Raw genomic sequence first — 18,053 nt, 5'->3', positions numbered from 1 at the left:
AAAGAGTCTCAGGCCCTCCGCCACAGCCGAGCATGCCAGCCATCAGACAAGCCATCCTCGACCTATTCGTGCGGCCTCCACCGTTACGATGCACGCACTGTGAAATGCTGCTCGCAGGCCGCCTTCAGCAAAATCTGCCAAAGTAGTGCTAGGACACCGAAGGCGGGCCACAGCCCTGAAAGCGGGTTTCGTCCGGCGAGGGGAAAAGCAAGGCGCCCTTTTTCCGCGTACAGTCACAGCCCCTCCTTTTGCGCTCAGAAGACAAATCGGGGCTTGAAGTCAAAATCATCATACCAAGATAATTCAGCGCGCACGAGCTGAGACAGCTGCAACTCACCCCGATGGTGATCTGGCTGCATCTCTGCCGCTGCCAGCCTAACATACTCAACATCCAAACCGAACTATGCCAACAACGCTATGATAACTAGTCGTCTATCCGCAGCGCTACGACCTATTCTTCTCACGTTGATAGTTATCGGAACGTCACTATCGTGGCGCCCTGCCGTCGCTCAAATCCCAGCTCTGGGTGGGGGAAACCTCCCCACACTTGCTCCCCTGGTACGCGAGGTCACGCCCGCGGTCGTCAATATCTCCGTTCGTGGCCGCGTCAAGGAGGACAATCCGCTCTATCGTGATCCTTTCTTTCGCGAATTTTTTGACTTACCGCGGCAACTGGAAAGAGAAGTTCAGGCCACAGGATCGGGGGTCATCGTCGATGCGCAACACGGATACGTCCTCACCGCCAACCATGTGGTGGCGGAAATATCGACCGCTCAAATCACGACAAAAGACGGCAGGAGGTTCTCGGCGAGACTAATCGGGCGCGATCCCGGAACCGATATAGCAGTGCTCCAAATCCAGCGTGGAAACAATTTTAAGGCCATCCAATTTGGGGATAGCGACAAACTGGAGGTCGGCGACTTCGTAATAGCCGTTGGCAACCCGTTCGGCCTTGGTCAGACGGTGACCTCAGGTCTTGTGAGTGCGCTGGGTCGCACTGGTCTTAGCAAGCAGGGCTATGAGGATTTCATTCAAACTGACGCGCCGATCAATCCCGGAAACTCTGGCGGCGCACTGATCAATTTGAAGGGCGAACTCGTGGGTATCAACACCGCGATCATTTCACCGGGCGGTGGCAATGTCGGAATTGGCTTTGCCGTACCGATCAATATGGCGCGGCGGGTCATGGAACAGATCGTCGAATCCGGCTCCGTGCGGCGCGGACATATCGGCGTTTCGGTTCAGGACCTGAGCACGGGCAGTTCAGAGGAAAAAGTTAACCGAAGGAGCGAGGGTGCTTTGATCGCCGATATTCTCCGAGGATCTTCGGCCGAGGCGGCAGGCATTCGCCAAGGTGATATCATCATCGCTGCGGACGGCGTTCCTATTCGAAGTGCCGCACAACTTCGCAACAAGATCGGGCTCGCTCGTATTGGCGAGCGTGTGCAGCTTACGCTCGACCGCAACGGCGCTTTACACAAGGTCGTCGTCGAAATCTCCGCAGGCAGAGGTACGCGGGCTTCGTCTTCGCTGAGAAAATGACAATTATGCGCCCACCTGATAGGCCAACCCAATGAGGGAGTCTGCCGAGTGTTTTTAGCCTGCAGGAATCCTGCGAGTTTGATATGCGCCTTGCGTCCGTTAGACAGGTAAGGCGTGTGCCTAAAGGCACCTCAGCTTAAGATTGGTGACCTGCTGGAGTTGCTGTCGCCACTTCCCACTGGTTAGTTGCTCGATTGTAGCAGCTGCACTCATCAGGAGACACCTGTGCATAGAGTTCAGAAAGCGCACGTGTCCCGAAGCCTAAATCGCTCCGAGCCCAAAGAGGAACGATGCGTTGACCAGTCAGTTCTCGACCTAGGACGCGGGCAAATTGAGAAATGCTGAAGGCTGCGCAAGTTAGGTTTGAACGAGCGTTCACTGACATCTCTCGGCAGCTACGCTGGTCATTTCTGCCGCCGCTTATGATCTATTTCGCGGGCGGGTTCTCCGGATTAACCGGCATCGTGGGAACGTTCTTCGTCAAGGAGTATCTCGGACTTTCGGCCGCGTTCCTGGCCGCGCTCGCGTTCTGGGCTGGGTTGCCGTGGACGTTGAAAATGCCACTGGGCCACTTGGTCGATCTGGTTTGGCGCTGGAAGGCACTTCTGGTCTATCTTGGCGCTGCCTTGATCGCCGCGAGCCTTTGCATCATGTACGCGCTTATCACGCAAACTGTCGCCATGCGTGAATGGATGAGTGTGGAAGTCTGGTTCGTGCTGAGCAGCCTACTCGCGCCAGCCAGCTATGTCGTGCAGGACACAGTTGCGGATGCCATGTCGGTTGAAGCGGTGCCGCGCGTCCGTCCGGACGGTGAAGCGCTGTCTGAAGCGGAGAGCAAGGTGCTCCATACCACGATGCAGACTTTGGGCCGCATCGCATTCATAACCGGGCTGATCTTCGTCGCACTGCTCAACATCGTGATGTTTGCTGGTGTGGAAGGGCTCGAGCAAAGTCAGAAGGCGGTTGTATACGCTAGTATCTACGCGATGGCGCTCGCCATTCCTGTTGTGTCGGTCAGCGGCGTTATTCTCTCTCAAGTCATGTTGGCTACTCGCGCGAGACGCTTGCGAGCGCATGGCATTAACGCGGATGAGGCCGAACGATTCGTCTATTCGCAGGGCCAAACAGCAAAGCCCGACTATAGGATATTCAGCGGGAGCGTCGCATTCGTGGCTCTAACGCTGTTTATCGGGATTAGCGATATCCCTCTAGCACAAGAGATCGTGTTCTGTGGATCGATGGCAATCATTACGACCCTCATCTACCAGCTCATTCAGAAACTGCCACGGGCCAAAGCGCAAGCGCTGATCGGCACAGCAATCATAATCTTCGTGTTTCGCGCGGTTCCGCTGCCAGGCGCTGGAGCAACATGGTTCCTTATCGATCGGCTCGGTTTCGACCAGCAATTCCTGTCTGTTCTTTCGTTGATTGGATCCTGTTTCGCGCTCATTGGCATGGTGCTTCTGAGGCCGCTGATGGCAAGGTGGTCGATCGCCTACATCGTAGTCCTGCTGACGTTGGCCTCAGGCGTTCTGGCTTTGCCCAACATTGGGCTTTACTTCGGCGTTCAGGAATGGACCACACGCGCCACCGGCGGCGTGGTCGATGCGCGTTTTATCGCGATCATCGATACCACCCTGGAATCTCCCTTGGGTCAAATCGCGATGATCCCCATGTTGGCGTGGATCGCGCGCAATGCTCCTGTCGAACTCAAGGCAACGTTCTTTGCTGTGATGGCGTCGTTCACTAACATGGCGCTGACTGCGAGCAGTCTACTTACGAAATATCTGAACCAGATATTTATCGTCACTCGCGAGGTTAAAGACCAAGCGACCGGATTAGTCCAGGTGCCCGCCGATTACAGCCAGCTCGGCTGGCTGCTGATCACAGTGGCATTGGTAGGAGTAACGGCGCCGCTGTTTACCGTGCTCTTGGTCCAAAATTCGCGGCTTCAAGCTAATGATTGACAGCTAATACGCTTGCAAAAGGAATACTTAATTGACGCGCTCCGCCATGCTTCGCGAGAAATGTGCCCCTAACTCTGTGAGTACACGATCTGCCCCGTTCGTATCTTTGAAACCAACGGACGACGGCTCAGGACTGTCAATTTTAGTTGAGGCCTGATGGATGATTTGTTTTTACGGAGCGTAGCCGGCCGTCGTTTAAGACCTCGGCTCCGCGATCTGACCGTAGGAGCCAGAAGAACCGTCCGAGTCGTTGACGTCAGGTTGCGAAGCCAGCAGCTTTGACAAGCTTTCGGCGGGGGCGAGCTCGCGCACCGGAGCGTCCTGCGCGGGCGAACGACGGCCCGTTCGCCTGCGCGCCAGCCCGGTTTTGCGTTTCGAAAGATGCGCAATTAGCTTTGGAAGCGCCATCGCGTTCAGGACGCGGTCGGCAGACACTCCTCCCTTTCGCGCCATCTCCACGCCCCAGTGCATGTGGTCCAGCTCAGGGATAGAATGCGCGTCGGGATTGATGCTGAAGATGCAGCCGAGCTCTAAAGCTTTCTCGTGCCATCGCCAGTCCAGATCGAGCCGCACGGATGCGCGTTGATTTCGACGGCGACGCCATATTTGGCGCAGGCTCTGAATATTTTATCGACATCGATGTCGTAGCCAGGGCGGCGCTGGAGCTGGCGGCCGGTCATATGCCCTATAATCGTCGTGTGTGGATTTTGGATAGCACGGATTATTCTATCCGTTTGCTCCTTCTTCGGCATTTTGAAGCGGCTATGCACGCTGACCACAACGAAGTCGAATTTCTCCAGAATGCTGTCCGGATAATCGAGCGAACCATCCGCGAGAATATCCGCTTCGATGCCTTTTAGGATATGGAACTGACTGCCGTAGCGTTTATTCAGGCGGTCCGCTTCTAGATGCTGCTCCGCGATCTCCTCCAGAGAGAGGCCACCTGCATAATGCGCCCACTGCGTCGAAAATGCGCTAAAGCGATATATCGGACCTGAGGAGAACATTCTAGAGCTTCTGTCGGATCGAAGCTGATGCCACACGGGGCGTTTTCTCCTCCAGACATAAATTCTGGTTGCGACCAACATCACTGCTATCAATCCCATCAAGCGGACAGCGATCTTGATCAGCATGCCACGACAGCCGCTATCTGCAGGCTAGCTGCCTAAGCTGTTGCCGCGACCCGCCAGTCGAGCCGCCTAGTTGATAATCTGCTCGGCCGTCGTGATGAGCGCTTTGAATACTGCCTTGCCTCGTCTTCTTGACCTCGCCATGAACTTCCGCCCCTCACGTCTACTTTGGTCGAGCCGCAGAAGTGGCGCGGATGCATTTTGGGGCTTCGATTAGATTGTCGAAGCGCCTGCTCCCATTAGATGTTCGACATTAGCATTGAGATTCTTGCAGAAAGGACTGGCATTCGCGGGCGAAACGAGCATTGCTGTGGCGTGAGATGGCCCTCGGATCGGCCCCGCAGCGCAACATCGCTGACGGGGCCTTGGATGGTGCGACGCTGATGTCGCATTATTCGGAGGGTCTATGCAAAAGTCATCCCGCAATCGGAAGTCATCGAAGCGCGCTAGCCGTGCAAAAACTGCTCGCGTGGCTAAGACGGCAAAAGCGGCACGTCAGTCCGCACGGCACGCAGCCGGAGAACGCGCGAACAAGCAAACAAAACTGCTCGATCTTCTGAGGCGCCCGGCTGGTGCGACCATCGCCGCGCTCTCGGAAGCTTCAGGTTGGCAGCCGCATTCCGTGCGTGGGTTTTTGGCCGGCGTGGTCCGTAAGAAGCTTGGGCTCGAGTTGGTCTCAGCCGTTGAAGCAGATCAGCGCATTTACCGCGTCATTGCAGCGAAGCAGGCCTGACGATGGCTGAAGCCTCGAGGGGCGAGCTCGCGCGTCATCGCGATCTCGGTGGTCGGCGACCGCAGTCTCGTGGTCGTCGGTCAAGCTGGTCCACGCTGGCGCATCTTCCGAAACATCTCCAGACAGCCATTGTAAGCTATCGGCGACAGGCAGATCAGTCGGGCGACCTCGATCCGGCGATTCGCCAGTTCCTTGATCGCATCGTCGAGAAGGAGACACCCGAATCCGTCATGGCCAAGCTCGTCGCCTTCGACCGCGGACAGGTCGAGCTGAAAGCCGGCACCATCCTGTCCCGGGAATGGAACGGCACCACCCAGCGGGCCATCGTGGTTGATGGTGGCTTCCTGTGGGACGGGACACGGTACGACAGCCTTTCGGCGATCGCCTTCGCCATCACCGGCACCCGCTGGAGCGGCCCCCGCTTCTTTGGGCTGCGGGATAACACGGTCGGCGGCGAGGATGCGCCGTGAGGGCGGGAAAAGCGGTGTCCCGAGAGCTCGTCCGGTGCGCGATCTATACCCGGGTCTCGACCGAGAATGGCCTCGATCAGGAGTTCAACTCGCTGGATGCCCAGTTTGAGGCTTCCAGTGCCTATATCAAAAGCCAGGCCCATGCCGGTTGGGTGCAGGTCAAGACCCGCTATGACGATGGCGGCTTCTCCGGCGGATCAACCGACCGGCCGGCACTTCAAAACCTGCTGGAGGATATCCGGGCCCGCAAGATCGACGTCATTTTGGTCTATAAGGTCGATCGTCTGACTCGCTCGCTCGCCGACTTCGCCAAACTGGTCGAACTGTTCGATGCCCATCGGGTGTCGTTTGTCTCGGTGACCCAGCAGTTCAATACCACAACGTCCATGGGACGCCTGACCCTCAACGTTCTCTTGTCCTTTGCCCAGTTCGAGCGGGAGGTCACCTCGGAGCGCATCCGGGACAAGGTTGCAGCTTCCAAGAAGAAGGGCATCTGGGTCGGTGGCCCCCTCCCCCTTGGCTACGTCATGGAGAACGGCAAGGTGGCCGTCGTCCCCGAAGAAGCCGAACGGGTCCGTCACATCTTCACCCGCTATCTCGAACTTGGCAGTGTCCGTGCCTTGATGCGAGACCTCAAGGACCGCGACATCGTCAGCAGGCGGCGCGTTCTCAAGACCGGAGCAATTCGAGGCGGTGTTCCGTTCGGCTGTGGTGCCTTATTCCACCTGCTGCGCAACCGCTTTTACGTCGGCGAGGTCAACTACAAGGGGCAGATCTGCCCTGGCGAACAACAACCTATCCTTGATCGCGACATGTTCGATCAGGTCCAGACGATGCTCACGGACCAGCGCAGTCATCAGACCAGAACCCGGACCTCCTTCAGCCATCTCCTGACCGGTCTGATGTTTGACGACGCCGGCCATCGCATGGCGCCGACCCAGGCCCAGAAGAAGGGCCGGCACTACAGCTACTACGTCTCGCGGCCGCTTCTGTTCGGGAATGCAGCTACAGCCGCAGTTGGCTCAGTCTCTCGGGTCCCAGCCCCTGACATCGACGATCGGGTTCGCAAGGTTGTCCTGGAGCCGCGAAACAAAAGCACGAGCCCGATCGACAACACCTACGCCTCCTTGCTGATCGAACGGATCGAGGTCCAGCAAAACCGTCTCGTCGTCCAGCTGAAGCAGGATCCAGACATCACCATCGAAGAAGACCACTCCAACATCGTCATCCCCTGGACCAAGCCACCCTCCAAACGAGCGCGGTCAATCCTGCGCCCGACCTCCGCAAAACTTCCGCTCCGCCCGATCAAGCTGGAGCGACGCGCCACGCTGGTCGCAGCGATCGCCCGCGGCCGGCGCTGGCTTGATGAACTCATCACAGATTCGGCGACAGACGCCCAAGCAATCGCAAAGCGCGAGCGATGCAGCCTGCGCCACGTCAACATGACGCTGTCGTTGGCCTTCCTCTCTCCCGCACTTGCCAAGGCTGCCGTTGAAGGTCGGTTGCCACGCGGCATCGGTCTCGAACAACTGCGCAAGCTCCCACTTGAATGGGATCGTCAGTTCGAAGCGCTTGCTCTCGGTCCGATGTGACGAGCGATACCTCCGTTTGGTATTGCCTTTCCAAATCGCGGCGGAACCGTTTCTGGAAGCTTCCCGAGAACAGGTTTTCTCGCAGACGGCCAGACCACCGCCGTGCAAACCCGCCAAAGTAGCATGACGCCGGCTATGTCCCTTTGAACCGATTGGTTGCAGCGACCGAATTGGCTGCCCACCCAGTCAGCGAACCGGTCTCTGCCGCTCGGCCAGGAACGGGAATTTTCGATGCAGAGACAGAGCGCCCTTTGGCGAGATTATTGGGTCCAGAGACGCGCGCAGAGACTCAACGCATCGCCAAAACCCCGCAATATGCGCGACAAATTGACGGATGTGCCACCGAGTTCGATCCCTACGAACTGGGTGGTGGCGGACCCAGTCGGATGCGAACCGGTCTCGGCAACGAAATTCCCTGCTATCAGGGAAAATTACAGGGAAAATAGTGATTTCCGCCGTTTGAACGCGATTTGCATTGCTAAAAGTGGCTCAGCTGCAGCCATTTTTTATGAAATTCCCTAAATCCCATAACAGGGAATATTTTTTGCGAAACAGGGAAATGATTTCTAGCATCAGCGATATCATGGTAAGCGTCCATTTCTCGCACCCTTGTTCGATCGTTAGCGACCCCGATCTGTTCCTGTCTTCAGTTTGAAGATGGAGAGAACAGCATGACGAGCGAACATCGAGGGTGGAGGCGTCAAGGCGAGGATTTTTGGCGGGCACATCACGAGGCATGGACGCGTAGCGACTTGAATCAACGTCAGTATTGTGAAGCGCACGGCATTCCGCTCAAGGCGTTTGGCAACTGGCGATCGTTGTTTAAAGTGGAGCCACAGCCGCCCAAGCGGAAGCTGTTGTATCGACGACGCCCCTTAAGTCCGCCGTTAAGTCCCCTCGTAAGTCCGGGGTCTTATCCCTCCTCGACGGCAGCGGAGCCCATTGTTCCAAGACCACGTGAAGGGCATCGGCGACGGTTCAGCGAAGCCGACAAGCGTTGGATTCTTGAAGAGATGATACGGTCCGGCGCGAGCGGCAGCGAGATCTCGCGCCGCTACGGCATCGCTCCGCGCGTTCTGCGCCGATGGAAGCAGGACGTTGCCGCAGCGAAAGAGCTGGGCTTCGTCACTGTGCAGATCGCCGACGGAGCGACACCTGCGGCCGAGAGGGCCATGCCATGACGGCCTTGCTTCCTCCAAACGTAAAGGTGCACCTGGCTCTGGGCTACATCGATATGCGCAAAGGCATCGACGGTCTCGCGATGCTGGCGCAAGGCGTCCTGCACCAGGATCCATTTACCGGACATCTGTTTGTCTTCCGAGGTCGCACCAGGGCCAACCTTATCAAGATCATCTACTGGGATGGCACCGGCTTCTGCCTGTTCACAAAACGGCTCGAGCATGGTGTCTTTCTGTGGCCGCCGAGCATTGCGCCTGGCGAAACGCTGTCGTTGACCTCAGCACAGCTGTCGCTGCTGATCGAAGGTGTCGATTGGCGCGCGCCTGAGCAACGCTGGCGTCCGGCAATTGCCGGATGATCTGCGACCGATTGACTCGATGATGCAAGAAATGCGGCGAGAACGGTGCGAGTCAGTTAGATTCTTCTCGTATGAACGTCGATCTCGCCGCACTGCCCGACGACGTGGAGACGCTGCAAAAGCTGGTGCGTTCGCTTGTAGCCGAGCGCATCAGCCTCAGCAAGGCGAAGGCCGAGATCGAACGGCTCAATCTCATCATCAAGAGGCTGCAGCGCAACCAGTACGGCCGCCGGGCTGAGCGGCTCGATGACGAGCAGTTGCAACTCGGCTTCGAAGACCTCAACGCCGATCTTGCGCGCGTCGAAACTAGCCTTCCGCCTCCGCCAGCCGAGAGCCGTCCCCCGAGGACCCAAAGCGAGCGCCCGAGCCTGCCGGTGCACTTGCCCCGCGAGGATGTCAGGCTCGATGTTGAGCATCAAACCTGCCCTTGTTGCGGCGGCATACTACACTTGATCGGCGAAACGACGAGCGAGATGCTCGACCATGTGCCGGCGCGACTGCGGGTCATCCGCATCGGCCGGCCGCGCTATGGCTGTCGGGCCTGCGGGACTATCCATCAAGCGCCAGCACCAGAGCGGCCGATCGCCAAGGGGCTGGCCTCCCCGGCTCTGCTCGCCCATGTTCTGGTCTCCAAATACTGCGATCACCTCCCGCTCTACAGGCAGAGCCAGATCTTCGCCCGGCAGGGCGTCACGTTGGACCGCTCGACCTTGGCGAACTGGATCGGCGGCGCCTGCTGGTGGCTGGAGCCCCTTCAATCCAAGCTCGCTGAACACATCTTTGCATCGCAGAAACTGTTCGCCGACGACACGCCGATCCCGGTACTCGATCCCGGCCGCGGCCGCACCAAAACTGGCCGGTTGTGGGTGTACGCCCGCGATGACCGGCCTTGGAACGGACCGGATCCGCCAGCCGCGGTCTATCTCTACACTCCGGATCGCAAGGCTGAGCGTCCCGCTGCTCATCTGGCCAACTTCAGCGGCATCGTTCAGGTCGACGGTTATCCCGGGTTCGATCGGCTTCGCGACGGCGGTACCATCCAGCTCGCAGCTTGTTGGGCTCACGCCAGGCGGAAGTTCTACGAGGTGCAGCAGGCGACCGCCTCGCCTGTCGCGACCGAAGCGCTGCGACGCATCGCCGAGCTTTACGTGATCGAGGCCGCCATCCGCGGCCAGACCGCGGAAGCACGGCAAAGCATGCGTCGATCAAAGTCGTTGCCTCTGGTCACGGCGATGAAAGCATGGCTCGAAATGCAACTCGCCCAAATCCCGCCGCGCGGCGGGCTCGCCAATGCCACTCGCTATGCCCTGAGCCGCTGGGATGCTCTTTGCTGCTTCCTCAATGACGGCCGCATCGAGCTCGACACTAACACCGTCGAACGCGCCATTCGTCCGGTCACGCTCGGACGAAAGAACCACCTGTTCGCCGGATCAGATGGCGGGGCTCAGCGCTGGGCCACAGTCTGCTCCCTCATCACCACGGCAAAGCTAAATGACGTCGAGCCCTTCACCTATCTCAAGGACATCCTTGAACGCATGTCGGCCGGTCATCCCATGAGCCGGCTCGATCAGCTCTTGCCATGGAACTGGCGCCCGGCAACTATCCTCAACTAAGATAACGTGTCAGGAATAGACGCTTACGATATCATTTGGCCGTGAGCGCCCCTCTGGGTCCACAAAACAGGACCGGGTCCGCGCAACAATTAGTGGCGCCGGTCCGGATCGCGGTTCATCAAAAGCTTCGTTCCCGCGCTTCAATACCATTGTTGATCCCCTACCCAATGGGCTTGATTTCAGGTCGAACCATTGGCATATGGACGCTGCGTTCGTGACGGTTGTTGACCATCTGAGCGGAGATGAAAAAGCGCAGGAGTGCTTTTTCTTGGGCGGATTTCCGCCTTTCCGTTTTGATTGAGGTCGCAACAATGTCTGAAAACGTTTTCTTCCTTCTGAACCACGAACTCAACATCATCACACGCACGTTCAAGGTAACGTACGTGCGATTGGATCTGCGCGGGTTTCATAGACGTATCCGCATTACTGCGCGGAAGACGGTTTCGTCGAAGTACGAAATTAGAAAATGGGTGCGCGACGCAGTCGGCCGGGTTCCGCGCAACCGGGCTGGGGGACGAGATTGATGTCCCGGAACCCAAAGACAGTCAGAGCACGGAAGATTACAGACCTCTTAGAAACAACCTCGCCGTCCTATCTCAAGGATACGACGACGCTTCAGACTCGTGAAGGAATTCCAGAGATCAAGCTGATTCCGATCGCGACCCTTCGTCCCAATCCGAGAAACGCACGCAAGCACTCGAAAAAGCAGATCAGGCTGCTCAAGGCGAGCATCGATAAGTTTGGCCAGATAAAGCCTGTCATCGTCGACGACAACGATATGATTCTCGCCGGGCACGGCTTTGTCGAAGCAGCACGACTCGCAGGGCTTACGCGAGTGTCCGTTTTACGGTTCAGTCATCTCACCGAGACACAGAAGCGAGCCTATCTCATCGCCGACAACAGGATTGCCGAACAGGCCGGCTGGGATCGGGAAATACTCGCGATCGAATTCGAAGAGTTGTTAGAACTGATGCCAGCTGAGGGCTTTGATGTTTCGCTGACCGGATTTGAAACGGCTGAAATCGATTTGCTGCTGGCCGACATGGCTCAAACAGAACAAGAGCCGGAGGATTCTGTTCCGCCATTCCCGCGCAATCCAGTAACCCAACGAGGAGACCTGTGGTTACTGGGCAAACACCGTCTGCTCTGCGGCGACGCGCGACTCTCTGGGAATTTCCAACGCTTAATGAACGGGATGTCCGCTTCGGCAGTATTTTGCGATCCACCCTATAACCAACGCGTCAGCGCCATTGGGGGCCGCGGTCGCATTCAGCATCCGGAATTCGCCTTCGCCTCTGGTGAAATGTCCCCAACTCTGTTTCGGCAATTTCTCTCAGAAACCCTTGGAAACGGCGTTAGCATCTCAGCAGGAGGCGCCGTGCACTTTGTCTGTATGGACTGGCGTCACATCGAGATCCTGATCGAGGTTGGTCGCAAGCTCTTTGGGACGATGTTGAATCTCGTGGTCTGGAACAAGTCCAACGCAGGCCAGGGTTCGTTCTACAGATCACAGCATGAACTGATCGGCGTGTTTCGGGTTGGCGGCCAGGCGCACCGCAACAATGTTGAATTGGGCCGTTTCGGGCGCAATCGATCCAACGTCTGGACTTATGCAGGAGCAAATGCATTCAGCCGAAACCGGATGAAGGATCTTGCCAGCCACCCTACTGTGAAGCCTGTTGCGCTGGTCGCCGACGCGCTGCTCGATTGTACGCAACGCGGTGATGTTGTCCTGGACCAGTTCGCCGGGTCCGGCACGATATTTCTGGCGGCTGAGAAAATCGGTCGAACAGCCTGTGGCATGGAGTACGAGCCGCGCTATGTCGATGTGGCGATCCAGCGCTGGCAATCTCTGACGAAGCTCGAAGCCACATTAGAAGGCGATGGGCGAACATTTGAGGAGATAGCTGCGCTTCGTCAAGACCAGGAAATCGGCGACTCTCCTCGTGCGGTGGCGGCAGTTCAAAAGACCTGCCCCAAACAGTCCGCAGATCGCAAGAGGGCGATCAATGGCCTGCGTGAGCCGAAGCAGCATCGCTCAAGAAACAAGGAGCGCGGCCATGCGTAGACCCACGCGCTCAAAACCATCGAGTTATTCCGTGGGCTATCGACGCCCACCCAAGGCGACACAATTCCCAAAAGGGACAAGTGGCAATCCCAGGGGACGACCCAAAGGCAGCCGCACGGTCGGTGCGCTGTTGCAGGAGATCCTTCAACAAAAGATCGCAGTCACCGAGAATGGGAGGACGCGCCGACTGCCAGCGTTGGAGGTTATTCTGCGCCGATTAGCCAACGATGCGATGCGGAGCGAACCGAGAGCATTAAAACTCCTGCTCGCTCTCTACGATCGGTACGGGGAGTCGCCAGAAACCGACGTTCGTCTCAATGAAATTCTTGCTGAGGATCGTGAGATCTTGTCGAATTTCCTCGACAAGACCGCAGATCCCAAGGAGGCCAAGAACAAATCCGGCAAGCGGAGAAGCGGCTATGAACACTGACGCTCGGCTCCTGCAGGCATTATTACGTGCTGATTTCAGAGCCTTTCTACAAAAAGTGTTTCAGACCCTGACACCTGGGCAGGCCTATGTCGCCAGCTGGCTTATCGAAGCGATCGCGTTCCAGCTCGAACGCGTCAGACGAGGCGAAATCAAGCGGCTAATCATCAACATGCCCCCGCGCTCTCTGAAGTCAATATCGGCCTCGGTCGCTTTTCCAGCTTTCGTCCTTGGTTTGGATCCTGCACGTCGGATCATATGTGCCAGCTATTCTGGTGATCTGGCCAAAAAGCACTCCAACGATTTTCGGGCCGTCTTGGAATCGTCCTGGTACAAATCAACTTTTCCAACGACACGGATTGGGCCGTTTAAAAACACGGAAACCGAGATCGAGCTCACTGCCCGCGGCTTTCGAATGGCCACATCAGTGGGAGGTACTCTGACCGGGCGCGGCGGTGACATCATTATTATCGATGATCCACTCAAGCCCGATGACGCGCTTTCCGAAACAAAGCGAACAGCAGTCAATCAATGGTACAACACCACATTACTATCTCGCCTGGACGACAAGCGTACAGGTGCGATTGTCGTTGTGATGCAGCGCGTACATATGGATGACCTGACCGGATTTCTCACTGAAACCTCTGATGAATGGGAGTTACTCAGCCTGCCGGCCATCGCGCCGTTAGATGAATGCGTTCCCATTTGGAATGGCCAGGTACATCAACGCAGAACCGGTGAAGCATTGTCACCTGAACGCGAACCCATTGAGGTTTTGAACGCTCTACAGCTCCAGCTTGGCAGCGATGCATTCTCTGCCCAGTATCAACAGATGCCGACCCCTCCCGGCGGCGCCATGGTGAAGCGCCATTGGATCCAACGCTACAGTGAATTGCCGCCAACTTCGGAGCGCCTCGTGGTTCTTCAAAGTTGGGACACCGCAAGTAAGGGCGGTCCGGAAAACGATTGGTCGGTTTGCACGACCTGGATTTTGGCATCCAAAAGGCGATATTTCCTTGTCGATGTTTGGAGAGGTAAGGTCGACTATCCCAAGCTCAAAACCAAAATCCGCGAGCTTGCCGACGCCTGGAAGGCCCGCCGCGTTTTGGTTGAAGATGCCGGTGCCGGCATGATGCTCGTTCAGGAACTGACAGGAATGGTCGCCGGCATCGTCGCTGTGAGGCCCGAAGGCGATAAAGCCACGCGCATGGCCGCAGCCTCTGCAAAGTTCGAATCCGGCCAAGCACTCCTACCCGAGCGAGCCGCGTGGCTCCCAGACTTCGAGGCTGAACTTTTCGCGTTTCCCAGCGGTCGGCATGACGATCAGTGTGACTCAATTAGCCAGGCGCTTCTTGACGAAAATCTTGGTGCATTCGCTTGGCTCATGCCAGCGGACTGGCAAAATATTCTGACGCAAGCAAGTATTCCGACGAGGTGGGCCCGACGCCGCTGCAGATAAGCCCTCCATGGCAGCGCGGCCGTACCCGCACTTGATGAAGCAGGTGGTGCAGTGGGCGCTGGAACGGCGGCACGCTGAGTAGGAGCGGAGACACAGGTAGGAGGGCCCGTAAGAGCGTTCGTCGTTGTGGGCAGACTGAGGGCTGCGACGGCTGCTGTTGCAAGCTGCAGCGGGGGATCGCTCTGCAGAGTGAGGCGGTACGCTGGGAGCGCGAGGAAGAGTGGCGCTCAACGGTTAAGAAGGACGTTCCCTCCTTTGAGGAGCAATTCTTCCCAAAGGTTTTTTCATAAGTCGTAGATCGATTCCCGCTCGTGGACGAGCGAGCCGACACGCTCGGATCGAGACACTCGAGTCCTGGCAGTCGGTTGTCGAGTGCCTGGCAGTGCGCCCGGACGAATCGTAGTAGGTCGAATCATAGTAGGGCCGCGATTGGGCCAGCGCCTGAGACGCGACAAGAGTGAGGGCGAGAGCGAATAATGTTTGTTTCATTTCATTCCATTCCGTAGACCTGCGAAGGCGAAGGATAGGTCTGCGTGGAACTTCTCTTCCGCCGAATGCTGCCGACGGGTCTGGCGCCGAATGTCCTTCAGCACTTGTTCTGCCGACGCTTTGCCCGGCCCGGATTTCTGCTTCATCTTCGCTCCTTACGGCTACGATGAACCACAAATCCTCCTTTCGTGAAGATCCTCAGTTTGTCTCAGGGGCGCTGACGGGGAACACTCGGACAGGAAAAGACGACCGCGATCGCCAACGATCCCCTAACCCGCTACTCTCGTGTCCTTTCTGGCGTCTTCCATCAAGCTGTTTTCATAGCCGAGTCTGAAAGTGATTGCCTATTTTATCACACCATCCTTCACACGGAGTCTGTATGTGGTTCCAGCGCGCCGGACGTTCTGTTTATTCATGCAGGAGGAAAGAGCCGCATGCGAAAGCTTGCTGGTCTTCTGCGCTCCCTTGATGTTCCGCTATCCGTAATAGCCGATATTGATATACTCAACGATGAGACAACGTTTCGGCAACTGTTCGAAACACTAGGCGGGGACTGGAACGAAATTGAAGGCGACTGGAATTCGCTTAACAACACGGTTGTGAATACAAGGCCGCCGCTGACTGCAGACCAAGTGCGGCACCGGATCCAGACCGAAGTTCAAGACGTAAGCGGAAACAAACCTTTCCCAAAGCAGGTCGAGCGCAACATCAGATCGATATTTCAAAGTCTATCGCCGTGGGATCAGATTAAGAAAGTTGGTCGCACTGGATTTGGACGTGGTGCGCCGATTACGATCTTTGACCGGTTGGTTGAATCATGCGGCACGCGAGGTCTCTGGATTGTACCAGTTGGCGAACTTGAAGGGTTTTGTAGGACGATTGAAGCGCGGCACGGGCCAGATTTCACTGAAAAGGTTTTGACACAACGAAACGTCGAAACTGATGCGGCATTGCAAGAGGCACGGGACTTCGTTCGTAAAATATGGCTCGGCTAGCCTGCTGTTATTCCAGCTTGCGGGAAGTCCGTCCGGCCTGACGGATTTGGACCCGCGCTCGCCGCACCCGTCCGGTCGGCCCGGCCATCCCTCGGCCGCCGTTTCCGCCAGTTCGACCTCCCTCGCTCCGCCCAGCAGTTTCAGCAGGACGGCAGGCACCCGCTCTTGGGGGGCCTTGACCGCCATACAGTCCCCCCTCTGGGCGAGAGGCCCGCGCCTAATCTGAATATCGGATCGCCGCGGAGGAAACCGCGTGGGGTAATAGCAACTCGAATCAGGCCGCCGTCCATCACCAAACGTGTGACACTCGGCGGCCAGAACGTAGCCGGGCCTTAGTATCCCGCCCAGCGCGGCGGTTCTTTCGTGTCAGGCCAAGATTGCGCCTTCGCATACCAGCTGTCGACTTGCTTTTTGACCGTGTCTTCCGAGTACCTGTAGCGCTCCATCAGTTTCTTTTCGAGTCGATCACGATCGCCGGAGATCTCCAAGAGCTCATCGGAACTGAGCTTGCCCCACTGATCTCTGGCCTTATACTTGACCTGATCCCAGTTTTGCTCAATTTGGTTCCAGTCCATATTGTTACCTCCTTCGCGCTAAATTACCGCGAATAGGTCAGAACTAACGAACTCGGACTTCTGTTCCGCCGAGGCGAAGGGCAAATGGTCGCGCATGGACTGCGCAAACAACCGGGCCGACGGGCCTTTATAGAAAACATGTTCCAGACGGAATCTTCCTTTGGTAGTGATCACAATAAAGCCCCTGATGAGGTAACTCACCCGCATTTATCTCAGTTTTCGAGGGCGTTGGGACTTCGCCTCCGCCATCTCACAAGCGGCCACTGGGTCGGGGTTCCATGCGAGACCCCACATCGCAACATCCGCTGACGAAGCAATGCAGCGGCCGTGTAGCCGCGCTGGGGGTCCGGCTCGGCGAGTGCCGTTGCCATGTTGCTCGGCCCGATGTTGCAGGGTGGCGGTTGCCATGGCGGCAGATGCAGGTTCGCGACTTGGCAGTGAACCGCGGCGAACCATCATCGACAACGACGCGGAACGCCTCAAGAGCGCCCAGTGCCTAAGTGGCGATAAGCAGTCAGTAACAGAATATTCCGACTGACATTACATTTCTCGCACATCTCAGCAGCTGAGCAGCAACAAATTTGATTCTCTGCAATTTTGCCGACGCGTCGCCGGGCCTTTGGCGGGCTTTTCGAATCTGGAAGATCAGACGGAAGGCGCTGATGATATCTTTGAATTGCATGGGAGATAACATCAAGACGGCGCCGCTACCTATCAGAAGCGTCGCCCACGACTAGACCCAAATCGGGAAACACATAAAGAGTTCGACGGCTCGCTGATTGATAGTAACTGCCGGGACGCCCTTGGGCCACCACCTAGAAATCGCACCGCAATATAGATTTCCGGGCAAGCCATTGGAGAAGGCGATTGGCGGAACGGGAGTGGCTTTCCACACTCCACCAAAGTATTGATGTTTTGCCGCGTTATCAGGCTCATTGATGTTCTTAAAAAACGCTAACCCTTCTTGTTTTAAGGTGGTGAGGGTATCTTGCGCCAAGCTGAAAGCGAAGGCACCTTGATAACTCGTGAAGCGACTGCAGCTTCCCTCAGCATAAAACCAACCCGTCATTGAGCCGCGAGCAATGGAAATAATTTCCACCGTAATCGTTTCCCGCAATCATTTCCGCACGAAACTAATTTCATTGTTTTCGAGGATGTTTCAGGTCTTGAAAGACATGATGGATGGGCTACAGACAGTGTCTTCGACATTGAGATCGTTGAATAACTCTTGTAGCTGACTTCCCAAAGAAAATAGTCGTGGAAATTGTTATACTCATTTCGGAAGAGAGAGAAGTTGATTTTGAAGTGCTCCCCGAGCTGACCAGCGTGCGCTGGAATTTTTTGGTTTAGGGCTCATGTCTGCAGTGGCGCCGATGAGCCATTCAACAGAGATATCGGCGCCTTGTTACCGATCGCACTGCGTGTGCCGAACCCCGTTGTAATCTCTAAGCCAAGC

16 protein-coding genes and 1 pseudogene are annotated in these 18,053 nt (G+C 56.9%); 13 read left to right on the top strand and 4 right to left on the bottom strand.

Annotation, left to right across the window (positions count from 1 at the left end):
- The first annotated feature begins 417 nt into the window (after positions 1 to 417).
- A complete protein-coding gene (locus GGQ85_RS14505; RefSeq protein WP_309775078.1) occupies positions 418 to 1,542 on the top strand; it encodes a trypsin-like peptidase domain-containing protein in 1,125 nt (374 codons plus the stop codon).
- A 422-nt stretch (positions 1,543 to 1,964) separates the two neighbouring features.
- The gene (locus GGQ85_RS14500; RefSeq protein WP_309775077.1) at positions 1,965 to 3,509 is read left to right on the top strand and encodes an MFS transporter; all 1,545 of its coding nucleotides are present in this window, start codon (positions 1,965 to 1,967) and stop codon (positions 3,507 to 3,509) included.
- 351 nt (positions 3,510 to 3,860) lie between these two features.
- Here the strand turns inward: GGQ85_RS14500 and GGQ85_RS14495 are convergent.
- Positions 3,861 to 4,465 (bottom strand): annotated as a pseudogene (locus GGQ85_RS14495) (PHP domain-containing protein); the annotation flags it as partial.
- Between the two features lie 580 nt (positions 4,466 to 5,045).
- Here GGQ85_RS14495 and GGQ85_RS14490 point away from each other — a divergent pair.
- From GGQ85_RS14490 to terL, 10 genes are all read left to right on the top strand, one after another.
- A complete protein-coding gene (locus GGQ85_RS14490; RefSeq protein ID WP_309775076.1) occupies positions 5,046 to 5,372 on the top strand; it encodes a DUF3489 domain-containing protein in 327 nt (108 codons plus the stop codon).
- A gap of 2 nt (positions 5,373 to 5,374) precedes the next feature.
- Positions 5,375 to 5,842, top strand: coding sequence for a DUF2924 domain-containing protein (locus GGQ85_RS14485; RefSeq protein WP_309775075.1), 468 nt, complete (start codon positions 5,375 to 5,377; stop codon positions 5,840 to 5,842).
- Positions 5,839 to 7,434, top strand: coding sequence for a recombinase family protein (locus tag GGQ85_RS14480; RefSeq protein WP_309775074.1), 1,596 nt, complete (start codon positions 5,839 to 5,841; stop codon positions 7,432 to 7,434). The genes GGQ85_RS14485 and GGQ85_RS14480 overlap by 4 nt, the downstream gene beginning before the upstream one ends.
- A 671-nt stretch (positions 7,435 to 8,105) precedes the next feature.
- Positions 8,106 to 8,615, top strand: a complete 510-nt coding sequence (gene tnpA, locus GGQ85_RS14475; RefSeq protein ID WP_309775073.1) for an IS66 family insertion sequence element accessory protein TnpA — start codon at positions 8,106 to 8,108, stop codon at positions 8,613 to 8,615.
- The gene (gene tnpB / locus GGQ85_RS14470) at positions 8,612 to 8,971 is read left to right on the top strand and encodes an IS66 family insertion sequence element accessory protein TnpB (protein ID WP_009800277.1); all 360 of its coding nucleotides are present in this window, start codon (positions 8,612 to 8,614) and stop codon (positions 8,969 to 8,971) included. Before tnpA ends, tnpB begins: the two co-directional genes overlap by 4 nt.
- Positions 8,972 to 9,042: 71 nt before the next feature.
- The gene (gene tnpC, locus GGQ85_RS14465) at positions 9,043 to 10,584 is read left to right on the top strand and encodes an IS66 family transposase (protein ID WP_309775072.1); all 1,542 of its coding nucleotides are present in this window, start codon (positions 9,043 to 9,045) and stop codon (positions 10,582 to 10,584) included.
- 242 nt (positions 10,585 to 10,826) lie between these two features.
- Positions 10,827 to 11,108, top strand: coding sequence for a hypothetical protein (locus tag GGQ85_RS14460; protein WP_309775071.1), 282 nt, complete (start codon positions 10,827 to 10,829; stop codon positions 11,106 to 11,108).
- 107 nt (positions 11,109 to 11,215) lie between these two features.
- On the top strand, positions 11,216 to 12,652 hold the full coding sequence (locus GGQ85_RS14455) for a site-specific DNA-methyltransferase (protein ID WP_309775083.1): 1,437 nt from the start codon (positions 11,216 to 11,218) through the stop codon (positions 12,650 to 12,652).
- Positions 12,645 to 13,082: a DUF5681 domain-containing protein gene (locus GGQ85_RS14450; RefSeq protein ID WP_309775070.1), complete on the top strand. Its 438-nt coding sequence runs from the start codon at positions 12,645 to 12,647 to the stop codon at positions 13,080 to 13,082. Before GGQ85_RS14455 ends, GGQ85_RS14450 begins: the two co-directional genes overlap by 8 nt.
- The gene (terL, locus tag GGQ85_RS14445; RefSeq protein WP_309775069.1) at positions 13,072 to 14,538 is read left to right on the top strand and encodes a phage terminase large subunit; all 1,467 of its coding nucleotides are present in this window, start codon (positions 13,072 to 13,074) and stop codon (positions 14,536 to 14,538) included. Before GGQ85_RS14450 ends, terL begins: the two co-directional genes overlap by 11 nt.
- Positions 14,539 to 15,023: 485 nt before the next feature.
- Here the strand turns inward: terL and GGQ85_RS14440 are convergent, their stop codons facing one another.
- Positions 15,024 to 15,173, bottom strand: coding sequence for a hypothetical protein (locus GGQ85_RS14440; RefSeq protein WP_309775084.1), 150 nt, complete (start codon positions 15,171 to 15,173; stop codon positions 15,024 to 15,026).
- 108 nt (positions 15,174 to 15,281) lie between these two features.
- Between GGQ85_RS14440 and GGQ85_RS14435 the strand changes: the two genes are divergently transcribed.
- On the top strand, positions 15,282 to 16,022 hold the full coding sequence (locus GGQ85_RS14435; protein ID WP_374708899.1) for a TOPRIM nucleotidyl transferase/hydrolase domain-containing protein: 741 nt from the start codon (positions 15,282 to 15,284) through the stop codon (positions 16,020 to 16,022).
- A gap of 332 nt (positions 16,023 to 16,354) precedes the next feature.
- On the opposite strand, the gene GGQ85_RS14430 is transcribed toward GGQ85_RS14435, so the two are convergent.
- On the bottom strand, positions 16,355 to 16,597 hold the full coding sequence (locus GGQ85_RS14430; protein ID WP_079445946.1) for a CsbD family protein: 243 nt from the start codon (positions 16,595 to 16,597) through the stop codon (positions 16,355 to 16,357).
- Between the two features lie 733 nt (positions 16,598 to 17,330).
- Positions 17,331 to 17,696 carry a hypothetical protein gene (locus tag GGQ85_RS14425; RefSeq protein WP_139372838.1) on the bottom strand — a complete coding sequence of 122 codons (366 nt, stop codon included), beginning with the start codon at positions 17,694 to 17,696 and terminating at the stop codon, positions 17,331 to 17,333.
- Between the last annotated feature and the right edge of the window lie 357 nt (positions 17,697 to 18,053).

It is taken from the genome of Nitrobacter vulgaris (assembly GCF_031453995.1).
Classification (GTDB): domain Bacteria; phylum Pseudomonadota; class Alphaproteobacteria; order Rhizobiales; family Xanthobacteraceae; genus Nitrobacter; species Nitrobacter vulgaris.
This window is presented reverse-complemented; position numbering and strand designations above follow the sequence as displayed.

Excerpts from the sequence above, each read along its gene's own strand:
- GGQ85_RS14505 (WP_309775078.1), top strand. The coding sequence starts at position 418 with ATGATAACTAGTCGTCTATCCGCAGCGCTACGACCTATTCTTCTCACG.
- GGQ85_RS14500 (WP_309775077.1), top strand. The coding sequence starts at position 1,965 with ATGATCTATTTCGCGGGCGGGTTCTCCGGATTAACCGGCATCGTGGGA.
- GGQ85_RS14490 (WP_309775076.1), top strand. The coding sequence starts at position 5,046 with ATGCAAAAGTCATCCCGCAATCGGAAGTCATCGAAGCGCGCTAGCCGT.
- GGQ85_RS14485 (WP_309775075.1), top strand. The coding sequence starts at position 5,375 with ATGGCTGAAGCCTCGAGGGGCGAGCTCGCGCGTCATCGCGATCTCGGT.
- tnpA (WP_309775073.1), top strand. The coding sequence starts at position 8,106 with ATGACGAGCGAACATCGAGGGTGGAGGCGTCAAGGCGAGGATTTTTGG.
- tnpB (WP_009800277.1), top strand. The coding sequence starts at position 8,612 with ATGACGGCCTTGCTTCCTCCAAACGTAAAGGTGCACCTGGCTCTGGGC.
- tnpC (WP_309775072.1), top strand. The coding sequence starts at position 9,043 with ATGAACGTCGATCTCGCCGCACTGCCCGACGACGTGGAGACGCTGCAA.
- GGQ85_RS14460 (WP_309775071.1), top strand. The coding sequence starts at position 10,827 with ATGAAAAAGCGCAGGAGTGCTTTTTCTTGGGCGGATTTCCGCCTTTCC.
- GGQ85_RS14450 (WP_309775070.1), top strand. The coding sequence starts at position 12,645 with ATGCGTAGACCCACGCGCTCAAAACCATCGAGTTATTCCGTGGGCTAT.
- terL (WP_309775069.1), top strand. The coding sequence starts at position 13,072 with ATGAACACTGACGCTCGGCTCCTGCAGGCATTATTACGTGCTGATTTC.
- GGQ85_RS14440 (WP_309775084.1), bottom strand. The coding sequence starts at position 15,173 with ATGAAGCAGAAATCCGGGCCGGGCAAAGCGTCGGCAGAACAAGTGCTG.
- GGQ85_RS14430 (WP_079445946.1), bottom strand. The coding sequence starts at position 16,597 with ATGGACTGGAACCAAATTGAGCAAAACTGGGATCAGGTCAAGTATAAG.